The 10,975-nt window shown below is 71.8% G+C and carries 4 protein-coding genes and 2 pseudogenes; all 6 read left to right on the top strand.

Features of this window, described 5'->3' with window-relative positions; all coding sequences use genetic code 11:
* Nucleotides 1-652: pseudogene (locus IG74_RS49290) on the top strand (phosphopantetheine-binding protein); the annotation flags it as partial.
* A gap of 69 nt (nucleotides 653-721) precedes the next feature.
* Nucleotides 722-3,745, top strand: a complete 3,024-nt coding sequence (locus IG74_RS53365) for a non-ribosomal peptide synthetase (protein ID WP_420709878.1) — start codon at nucleotides 722-724, stop codon at nucleotides 3,743-3,745.
* A pseudogene (locus tag IG74_RS54670) lies at nucleotides 3,652-4,002 on the top strand (phosphopantetheine-binding protein); the annotation flags it as partial. The gene IG74_RS53365 and the pseudogene IG74_RS54670, both read left to right, overlap by 94 nt.
* A 61-nt stretch (nucleotides 4,003-4,063) precedes the next feature.
* Nucleotides 4,064-8,941: a non-ribosomal peptide synthetase gene (locus IG74_RS47850; RefSeq protein WP_051854758.1), complete on the top strand. Its 4,878-nt coding sequence runs from the start codon at nucleotides 4,064-4,066 to the stop codon at nucleotides 8,939-8,941.
* Between the two features lie 43 nt (nucleotides 8,942-8,984).
* Nucleotides 8,985-10,289 (top strand): cysteate synthase, encoded by a 1,305-nt coding sequence (locus tag IG74_RS0110450; protein WP_030673328.1) that lies wholly within the window; start codon nucleotides 8,985-8,987, stop codon nucleotides 10,287-10,289.
* The gene (locus tag IG74_RS0110445) at nucleotides 10,289-10,897 is read left to right on the top strand and encodes a cysteine dioxygenase family protein (protein WP_030673326.1); all 609 of its coding nucleotides are present in this window, start codon (nucleotides 10,289-10,291) and stop codon (nucleotides 10,895-10,897) included. Before IG74_RS0110450 ends, IG74_RS0110445 begins: the two co-directional genes overlap by 1 nt.
* The last annotated feature ends 78 nt before the right edge of the window (nucleotides 10,898-10,975 follow it).

The raw sequence follows: 10,975 nt of genomic DNA, 5'->3' as shown, positions 1-10,975 counted from the left end.
GGCGTCGGTCGATGTGACGGCCTGGGCCTGCGAGGCGGGTGAGGGTCCGGTGGTGCCGATTGGCCGTCCGGTGTGGAACACGCGTGTGTTTGTGCTGGATGCGGGACTGCGGCCGGTGCCGGTGGGTGTGGCGGGTGAGTTGTATCTGGCGGGCGATCAGCTGGCGCTGGCGTGCGGACGGGAACCTGGAGTATCTGGGCCGTGCTGATGACCAGGTGAAGCTGCGGGGCTTCCGTATCGAACTCGGCGAGATCGAAGCGGCGTTGGAATCCCACGCAGCCGTGGCCGAGTCCGCGGTGCTGGTGCGTGAGGACGTGCTGGGGGACAAGCGTCTGGTCGCGTACGTGGTCCCGGCCGATGGCGCGGTGGAGGCCGCCGTGCTGCGGGCGCATGTGGGCCGGGTGCTGCCGGAGTACATGGTTCCGTCGGCGGTGGTGGCCCTGGACGTGCGCTCCAGGAGGAGATCCTGTGCGCGGTGTTCGCCGAGGTGCTCGGCGTGCCGAGTGTGGGTGTCGACGACAACTTCTTCGAGCTGGGCGGCCACTCCCTCCTCGCGGTGTCGCTGGTGGAGCGGTTGAGGGCACGCGGCGTGCCGGTCAGTGTGCGGGCGCTCTTCGCCGCTCCGACGGTGGCCGGGCTGGCTGCGGCCTCGACGGACCGGGAAGCCGTATCGGTGCCGGAGAACCTGATTCCGGCGGACGCCGAGGCGATCACTCCGGAGATGCTGCCGCTGGTGGACCTGACGGCGGAGGAGATCGAGCGGATCACGTCCCGGATCGAGGGCGGGGCGGGGAACATCGCCGACGTCTACCCCCTCGCCCCCCTCCAGGAAGGCCTGTTCTTCCACCACCTGATGACCGGTGAGGGCGGAGCGGACGTCTACCTTCAGCAGACGGCACTGCGCTTCGACTCGCGGGGTCGGCTCGACCAGTTCCTCGACGCGCTGCAGAAGGTGGTCGACCGGCACGACATCCTGCGGACGGGCTTCGCCTGGGAGGGCCTCCGCGAGCCGGTGCAGGTAGTGGCGCGCAACGCCGCCGTCCCCGCTGACGAGATCCACCTCGACGCGCAGGCCGACGGGGACCCGGTCGAGCGGCTTCTCGCGGCGTGCGCCGCCTCGATGGACGTCGGGCGGGCTCCGCTGCTGCGGGCGTACATCGCCGCCGAGCCGGGCAGCGACCGCTGGCTGATGGTCCTCCAGAACCACCACCTCGTACTGGACCACACCACCTTTGACGTCCTCCTGGACGAGGTCCGCGCCCTGCTGCGCGGAGACGCGGATGAGCTGCCCGCTCCGGTTCCGTTCCGGGAGTTCGTGGCGCAGGCACGTCTGGGTGTGTCGCGTGCGGAGCACGAGCGGTTCTTCGGTGAGCTGCTCGACGGCGTGACCGAGCCGACGGCGCCGTACGGTCTCCTCGACCTGCGCAAGGAGAGCTCCGTCAGCATCACCGACGCGAGCACCACGCTGGATACGGGTCTTGCTGTGCGGCTGCGGGAGCAGGCGCGGCGCCTGGGCGTGAGCCCGGCGACGCTGTTCCACCTGGTGTGGGCGCGGGTCGTGGCCGTGACGTCGGGCCGCGATGACGTCGTGTTCGGCAGTGTGCTGTTCGGTCGTATGCAGGCGGGCGCGGGAGCGGACCGTACGCCGGGTCTGTTCATCAACACGCTGCCGGTACGTGTGCCGACCGGACGGGTGTCCGTGGGTGAGGCCGTGCGGGGGATGCAGAAGCAGCTCGCCGACCTCCTCGTCCACGAGCACGCCCCGCTCACGCTCGCCCAGCAGGCGGCCGATCTCGCGGCGGAGACCCCGCTGTTCACCTCCCTGCTCAACTACCGGCACGACATGGTCAGTGGAGCGGGAGCGGATGACGCGATGAGCGGCGCCCTCGAAGGCGTCGAGCTGCTCTCGGCCCACGAACGCACCAACTACCCCCTCGCCGTGTCCATCGACGACGCGGGCACGGACTTCGGCGTCACCGTCCAAGCGGCCGAACCGATCGCGCCGTACGACGTCTGCGCGCTGATCCACACCGTCACCGCGAAGCTCGTCCGCGTACTCGAAGAGGAGAGCGCCACTGAGCTGTGCGGCATCGAGGCCCTCGACGAGTCCGAGCACCACCGCGTGCTCACCGCCTGGAACGACACGGCACGGGAAACACGCCCGACGACACTGACCGAGCTGTGGCACGCACAGGTGGCCAGAACGCCCGAGACCGTCGCCCTCGTCCACGAAGGCGCGGAACTGACCTACGCCGAGCTCGACGCGCGAACGGACCGATGGGCCGAGGCACTCGTCGACAGGGGTGTCGGGCCCGAGCAGCTCGTGGCGATCGCCCTGCCGCGCTCCGCGGACATGGTGGTGGCACTCCTCGCGGTGCTGAAGGCCGGCGGCGCCTATCTGCCGCTGGATCCGGGCCACCCCGCCGAGCGCACGGCGCACGTACTGGAGGACGCCCGTCCGGCCGCACTGATCACGACTGCGGCACTGGCCGAGCGCTTCACGGACGCGGATGTGCCCCGGCTCCTCGTCGAGGGCATCGAGGGCATCGAGGACGTGGAGCGCATCGAGGACGTCGAGGACTTGGAGCGCGCCGAGCCGTCCGTCGGCCGTGCGCCCCGGGCAGCGGAAGTCCTGCCGTCCCACCCCGCGTACGTCATCTACACCTCAGGCTCGACGGGCCGCCCCAAGGGCGTCGTCGTCAGCCACGGGTCCGCCGCCGAGTTCTCCACCGGCATCGCTTCGGCCTATGGGATCGACGCACAGGACCGGGTCCTCGGCTTCGCGGCCTTCACCTTCGACGTGTCCGTCTTCGAGGTGTTCACCACCCTGCTCGTCGGGGCCACGCTGGTCCTGGCGGGCGACGAGGACCGGCTCAACGCCGACCGGCTGCAAACCCTCATGGCCGAGCAGGACGTGACCGTCGCCGAGCTGCCGCCCGCGCTGATGCCGCTGCTGCGCCCCGACGGGCTGCCCGCGCTGCGTCTGGTGTCCACGGGCGGCGAGCTGCCCGCAGGCCGACTCGTCGACGAATGGGCTCGCCCCGGACGGGAGTTCTGGAACGGATACGGACCGACGGAGACGACCGTCGCCGTCACGCTCATGCGATGTCTTCCCCCGTCCCACGGCCAGGCCCCGCCGATCGGCGGCCCCACGCCGAACACACGTGTCCTCGTGCTGGACGCGGGCCTGCGGCCGGTGCCGGTGGGTGTCGCGGGCGAGCTGTACGTCGCGGGCGCTCAGCTGGCGCGTGGGTACCTGGGCCGTCCGGGACTGACCGCGGAGCGCTTCGTCGCCTGCCCGTTCGGGGCTGCCGGTGAGCGGATGTACCGCACGGGTGACGTGGTGCGCTGGCGTGCGGACGGGAACTTGGAGTTCCTCGGTCGCGCCGACGACCAGGTCAAGATCCGGGGCTTCCGGATCGAGCTCGGCGAAGTCGAGACGGCGCTGGCATCGCATGCGGATGTCGCGCAGGCCGCGGTGCTGGTGCGTGAGGACGCGCCGGGGGACAAACGTCTGGTCGCGTACGTGGTCCTGGCCGATGGCGCGGTGGAGGCCGCCGTGCTGCGGGCGCATGTGGGCCGGATGCTGCCGGAGTACATGGTTCCGTCGACGGTCGTGGCCCTGGGCTCCAGGAGGAGATCCTGTGCGCGGTGTTCGCCGAGGTGCTCGGCGTGCCGAGTGTGGGTGTCGACGACAACTTCTTCGAGCTGGGCGGCCACTCCCTGCTCGCGGTGCGTCTGGTGAGTCGGGTGCGGTCGGTGCTGGGCGTGGAGCTGGGTGTGCGGGCGGTGTTCGAGGCACCGTCGGTGGGCCTGCTCGTGGAGCGGCTGGAGGGTGCCGAGCAGGCGCGACCGGCACTGTCCGCGCGGGTGCGTCCGGAGTCGGTCCCGTTGTCGTTCGCTCAGCAACGACTGTGGTTCCTGGGTGAGTTGGAGGGCCCGAACGCCACGTACAACATTCCCGCGGGTATCCGTCTGCGCGGGGAGCTGGACGTGGAGGCGCTGGGTGCGGCGCTCAACGATGTGGTGGCGCGGCACGAGGTGCTGCGTACCGTGTTCCCCAGTGCAGTACGCGGACTACGCGTTGTGGCAGCGGGAACTCCTCGGCGAGGAGAACGACCCCGAGAGCCTTATGGCACGCCAACTGGCCTACTGGCGCCAGACGCTGGCGGACGTACCGGACGAGCTGGTGCTGCCCGTCGACCGGCCGCGCCCCGCAGTCGCTACGCACCAGGGCGGCATCGTGGACCTCGGCGTGGAGCCGGACGTCCACGCGCGGCTGCTGGAAGTCGCACGGGCGCACGGCGTCACCCTGTTCATGGTGTTGCAGGCGGGCATGGCGGCGCTGCTGAGCCGTCTGGGTGCGGGCCGCGATATCCCGTTCGGTGTTCCGGTGGCGGGGCGTTCGGACGAGGCCCTGGAGGAGCTGGTCGGCTTCTTCGTGAACACGCTGGTGATCCGCACCGACGTGAGCGGGGACCCGTCGTTCGCGGAGCTCTTGGAGCGAGTACGGGAGACCGGTCTGGGTGCCTACGCGCATCAGGACATCCCGTTCGAGCGGCTCGTGGAGGAACTGGCGCCGACGCGGTCCATGGCACGCCACCCCCTCTTCCAGATCATGCTGGCCCTGCAGAACAACGCCCAGGCCGACCTGGACTTCCCCGGCCTTCAGGCCGAGGCCGTACCCGCGGGCCACGTGTCGGCCAAGTTCGACCTGGAGATCGGCCTCAGCGAGCGGTTCGGCCCCGGCGGCGAGCCCATCGGGCTGCACGGCAGCATCATCTACGCGACGGACCTGTTCGACCCCGCGACAGCCGAATGGATGGCCAAGCTCTACGCCAGGGTCCTGGACGCCGTGACGGCCGACCCTTCGACGCCGCTCAGCCGGGTGGAGATCCTGGAGGAGACCGAGCGCAAGACGATCCTCGAGGAGTGGAACGACACCGAGCACCGCGTCCCCGAGCAGAGCCTCCCGGAGCTGTTGCAGCGCCAGGCGGAACACACCCCTGACGCGGTCGCCGTGCTCTTCCAGGACGGCGAGATCGGCGAGGTCAGCGGGGACGGCAGGGGCAGCGGGGACGACGGGGACGGCGTCGGACACGACCGCGACGAACTCACCTACGCACAGCTGCACGACAGGGCCAACCGCCTCGCACGGCTGCTCATGGCGCACGGCGTGGGGCCGGAGACGCTCGTCGCCGTCTGCATGGAGCGTTCGCCGGACCTCGTCGTGACGCTGCTCGCGGTCCTCAAGGCCGGTGGCGCGTACGTACCGATCGACCCGGAGTACCCGGCCGACCGCATCGCCCACGTCCTGGAGGACGCACGGCCCGCTGTGGTCCTCACCAGCCGTGCCACCGACGCGGCACTGGACCCGGGCAACGGCACCGACCGGATCGTCGTCGACGGGCCGCGGACCGTGTCCGCGCTGGCCGGCCTCGACGCCGGGGCGATCGACGACAAGGAGCGCACGTCCGCGCTGCTGCCGACCCACCCCGCGTACGTCATCTACACCTCGGGCTCCACGGGCCGCCCCAAGGGCGTCGCCGTGCCGCACCGGGCCGTGACGAACTTCCTCGCGGCGATGGACGACCGCTGCCCGCTGGACGAGCGGGACCGCCTGCTCGCGGTCACCACCGTGGCCTTCGACATCCACGTCCTCGAGATCTACCTGCCGCTGCTCGCGGGCGCGTCCGTGGTGGTCGCGCCGCGCACGGCGGTACGGGACCCGCGCCTGCTCGTGGCCCTTGCCGAACGCCTCGACGTCACCGTCATGCAGGCCACGCCGACGCTGTGGCAGGCCGTGCTCGACGAGGACGCCACGGCCCTGAAGGGCGCACGCATCCTGGTGGGCGGCGAGGCGCTGCCGTCCTCCCTCGCCGACCGGATGCTGACGACCACCGGAAAGGCCACCAACCTGTACGGCCCGACCGAGGCCACCGTGTGGGCGACCACCGCCGAGCTGACCGCGGGCGAACAGGGCTCCGCCCCCTCGATCGGGCGCCCCTTGTGGAACACCCGGGCATACGTCCTCGACGACAGGATGCAGCCGGTGCACGCGGGCGTCGCGGGCGAGCTGTACCTGGCCGGAGAGCAGCTGGCACGCGGCTACCAGGGCCGCCCTGAGCTGACGGCCGAGCGCTTCGTGGCATGCCCGTTCGGGGCTCCCGGCGAGCGCATGTACCGCACGGGCGACCTCGTGCGCTGGAGCGCCGACGGCACCCTGGAGTACCTCACCCGCGTCGACGACCAGGTCAAGATCCGCGGGTTCCGGATCGAGCTCGGCGAGATCGAGGCGGGGCTCACGGCCCACCCCGAGGTGGCCCGGGCCGCGGTGGTCGCCCGCGACGACGCCCACGGCTCGCGGCAACTCGTCGCCTACGTAGTGCCGGGCTCCCGTGCGGAGGAACGGAACCAGGAGCGCGAGGACCGCCAGGTCGAGGACTGGCAGAGCGTGTACGACTCCCTGTACCGGGACATGGCTCCGGACGACGGCACCGAACTCGGCGAGAACTTCGACGTCTGGGTCAGCGTCTACGACGGCAGCCGCATCCCGGAGAGCCACCTCCAGGAGTGGCGGTCCGTCATCGTGGACCGCATCCTCGACCTCGAACCCCGCCGCATCCTCGAACTCGGCGTCGGCAACGGCCCGCTCCTGGCCCGCGTCGCACCCCGCTGCGAGGAGTACTGGGGCACCGACCTCTCGGCCGAAGGCATCGAGGTGCTCCGCCGAGGAGTGGCGCAGCAGCCGGAACTGCGCGACCGGGTCCACCTGCGCGCGCAGGGAGCCGACGTCACCGACGGCCTGCCGCGGGACTACTTCGACACCATCGTGCTCAACTCCGTCGTCCAGTACTTCCCGAACACGGAGTACCTCCTGGAGGTCCTGCGCAACGCCGTGGACCTCCTCGCCCCCGGCGGGCGGATCTTCGTCGGTGACGTGCGCAACCTGCGTCTGCACCGCTACCTGACCGCCGCGGTCGCGCTGCGCAGGCACGGGCCGGACAGCGAGGCGGACGCGGTGCGCCGGGCCGTCGAGCAGATGCTCCTGAGCGAGCAGGAACTGCTCGTCGACCCCGACTTCTTCCCCGCGCTGTGCGCCGCGTCGAAGGAGCTGGAGCACGCCGACGTCCTGGTCAAGCGGGGTGTGCACCACCACGAGATGTCCCGGCACCGCTACGACGTGGTCCTGCACAAGAAGTCCTCTGGACAGTCCTCGAGGGAGTCCTCTGCCCGGCTCTCCGGAGAGCCCTCCGCGCAGCCCGTCGTACGCGCCGAGGAGACGACGCTGCGCTGGGGCACGGACGTGACCGACCTCGCCGGGCTCGCCGACCTGCTGCGCACCGAACGGCCCGCGGTGCTCCGCGTGGCCCGCGTACCCCATCGCGGGCTCGCCGGTGAGATCGCCGCGCTGCGCCTCCTGGACGCGGGCGAGCCCGTGGACACGGCGCTCGCCGCGCTCGGCGGCGACGGCTCGGCGGCCGGGGCGCTGGACGCCGAGGACCTCCACCAGTTGGGCGAGCGCCTCGGCTACCGGACCGCGGTCACCCTGACGGGTGCCGCCGACGACGGCTCCATGGACGCCGTCTTCGAGACGCCGGAGTCCGGAGCCGGGCGCGAAGCACCGGAGCCCGGAGTCCGGCGAGAAGCTCCGGCGTTCGCGTACCGGCCCGCGGGACCCAGCCGGGCCGACCTCGCCTCGTACACCAACAACCCCGTCGCCAGGAGCCGGAGCGCGGCGGCCCTGACCGGCACGCTCCGCGACCACCTGCGCGACCGGCTGCCCGAGTACATGGTGCCCGCGGCCTTCGTAGTGCTCGACGCCCTGCCGCAGACGGCCAACGGCAAACTGGACCGGCGGGCCCTGCCCGCGCCCGACCACACCCCCGGCGTGGCCGGGCGGGCCCCCGCGTCGGTGCAGGAAGAGGTCCTCTGCGGAGTCTTCGCCGAGGTCCTCGGACTGCCCCAAGCCGGCGTCGACGGCAACTTCTTCGAACTCGGCGGCCACTCCCTCCTCGGAGTGCGCCTCGCCGACCGGATCCGGTCCGTGCTCGGCGTCGAGATCGGCATCCGCGACCTGTTCGAGGCGCCGACCCCCGAAGCCCTCGCCGCCCGCCTCACGGACGCGGGGATGACCCAGGAAGCGCTCGGGGGCCTCCTCCCGATCCGCGCCAAGGGCAGCAGGCCGCCGTACTTCTGCGTCCACCCCGCGGGCGGGGCCAGCTGGTGCTACGTCCCGCTGACGCGTCACATGCCCCAGGACCAGCCGCTGTACGCGCTTCAGGCGCGCGGCCTCGGCCCGGTCCCGGAGGAACTGCCCGCCTCGGTGCGGGACATGGCGGCGGACTACGTCGCACAGATCCGCGCGGTCCAGGAGACGGGGCCGTACCACCTCCTGGGCTGGTCCTTCGGCGGCATCGTCGCGCACGAGATGGCCGTACTGCTCCGGGCCGACGGCCACGAAGTCGCCTCCCTGGTGATCATGGACGCCTATCCCATGCCGGAAGAAGAGCGTGCCGACGACAGCGCCGAGCCGGTGGACCTCACGGAGGTCGTGGTGCAGGGCGCGGGCCGGTTCGGGGCCGAGCTGACGCCGGAGGAGATCGACCGCTTCGCGCGGGTCATCGACAACAACGCGCGCATCCAGCGCGCCCACGTGCCAGGCGTCTTCGACGGCGACGCGCTCGTCGTCGTGGCGGCCGCGGACCGCGAGGAGAGCGGTGCCGACGCCGGACTGTGGGCCCCCCACGTCTCCGGCGCGACGGCCGAGACCGAAGTGCCCTGCCGGCACGACGACATGGCACACCCGGACATGCTGCGGCAGGTCTGGGACGCCGTGACGGAGCACGCGGGCCCGACCCGCCCCATCCACCCGACCCGCCCGACCCAAGAGCACGCGCGCCCCACCACGGAGCACGCGCGCCCGACCCAGGGGCAGTGAACCCGCCATCCCACGGAATTGGAATAGAGTGAGAAAATCAGAGATGCGCCATTATTCTCTGGTCTGTCCGGTATGCGGGCTGAAGCAGGTGGATGACGGGCTGACGCTGTCCTGCGCCAGCGACCACGCGCCGGCGCTGTTGCAGACGGAGTACGAGGCGCGGACGTTCGAGCCGCTGCGGGACGTCGACGGGATCTTCCGGTACCGCCCGTGGCTCCCGGTCGTCCGCACCTTCGAGGGCGCCGGGCGCACGACGGTGCTGCGCAGCGAACGCCTGTGCCGCTTCCTCGGCATGCCCGGTCTGCGCATCGCCTTCAACGGCTACTGGCCGGAGCGGGGCGGATTCCTGGAGACCGGCACCTTCAAGGAGCTGGAGGCGTACACGGTCCTCGGCCGAATGCCGGAGAAGTCGCCGGTCCTCGTCGTCGCGTCCGCGGGCAACACCGCGGCCGCGTTCGCCGCGGTCTGCTCCCGGTACGCCGTCCCGTGCCTCCTGATCATTCCCGAGACGGGGCTCGACCGGCTCAAGCTGCGCGCGGACCTGCACCCCGCGGTGCGTCTGGTCGTGGTGGAGGACGCCGACTACGCGGACGCGATCGCCCTCTCCGAAGAGGCCGCGAAGTGGCCGGGGTTCGTCCTGGAGGGCGGCGTGCGCAACGTCGCCCGCCGCGACGGCCTCGGCACCGTGATGTACGCGGCGGCCGAAGAGACGGGCGAGCTGCCCGAGTACTACTTCCAGGCGGTCGGCAGCGCCGCGGGTGCCATCGCCGTGCACGAGGCCGCCAAGCGCGTACGGGAGACGACGTCCGCGCCCACGGCCGCCCTGCCCCGCCTCGTGCTCTCGCAGAACGCCGGGTTCGCGCCGATCCACCGGGCCTGGCAGGGGCGGACGCGGGCCTTCACCCCCACGGGAGAGGACCAGAACGCCCTCCGCGACGTGTTCGCGGACGAGCTGACCAACAGGCGACCGCCCTACGCGGTGCACTCGGGCGTCTTCGACGTGCTCTCCGAGAGCGGCGGCGATGTGGTCACCGTCGACCGGGAGGCCGCCGTGGCGGCCCGGGAGGTCTTCGACGAACTGGAGTCGATCGACCTCGAACCGGCCGCGGCGGTGGCGGCGGCCTCGCTCTTCACCGCCGTCGCGGAAGGCAGGATTCCGAGGGATGCCTCCGTGCTCCTGAACGTCACGGGCGGCGGCCGGGCCCGCATGGCCCGTGACCATGCGGTGCGGCAGGCCGAGCCCCATCTCCGGGTGCGGGTGGACGGATCCCACGACGCGGCCCTCGACTCCATCAGGGGCCTGTTCGACACGGTCGACGCGCACTCCGTGGGGAGTGAGCGCCGGTGATGACGACAGTCACCGCCCGGATGGCGGAGATGGTGTCCGAACTGCGGAACCGGATCGGCGCCCCGGCCCTGGCCGACGCCGGGGACCCGGAGCCGTGGACCACCGCGGGGGACGTCCTGGCCGCCTTCCTCGACGACCCCGACCTGCTGACCCCGGAGCAGTGGGAAGCCGACCCGCACGCCTATCGGCAGCACCTGCTGCACGCCGAACCGGACGGTTCCTTCTCCGTGGTGGCGCTGGTCTGGCTGCCGGGCCAGGAGACCCCGGTGCATGACCACGTGGCCTGGTGCGTGGTGGGCGTGCACCGCGGCGAGGAGGTCGAGGAGCACTTCCGCGTCGCCACCGACGACCACGGGCCCCATCTCGTCCGGGTGGCCCGCAGCGTGAACGCCGAGGGCTCCGTGACGTCCGTCTGCCCGCCCGGCGACGTCCACCTCGTACGCAACGGAACGACCCACAAGGTGGTGTCCCTGCACATCTACGGAGCGAACGTCGCGGCGCGGGGGACCAGCATCCGGCGCAGCTACGACCTGCCGGTCCGCGACCTGCCAGTCGACGACCTGCCGGTTGGCGACCTGTCGGTCCGCGACGTTCCCGTCCGTACGTGACGTCGGCGCCGGACCGGTCCCGCCGGTCCGGCGCCTCCTCAAGGGGGAACCAGGGCGCGCACGTTCGAGCGTGGCGCG

This window comes from Streptomyces sp. NRRL B-1347 (assembly GCF_000720325.1).
Taxonomy (GTDB): Bacteria; Actinomycetota; Actinomycetes; order Streptomycetales; family Streptomycetaceae; genus Streptomyces.
This window is presented reverse-complemented; position numbering and strand designations above follow the sequence as displayed.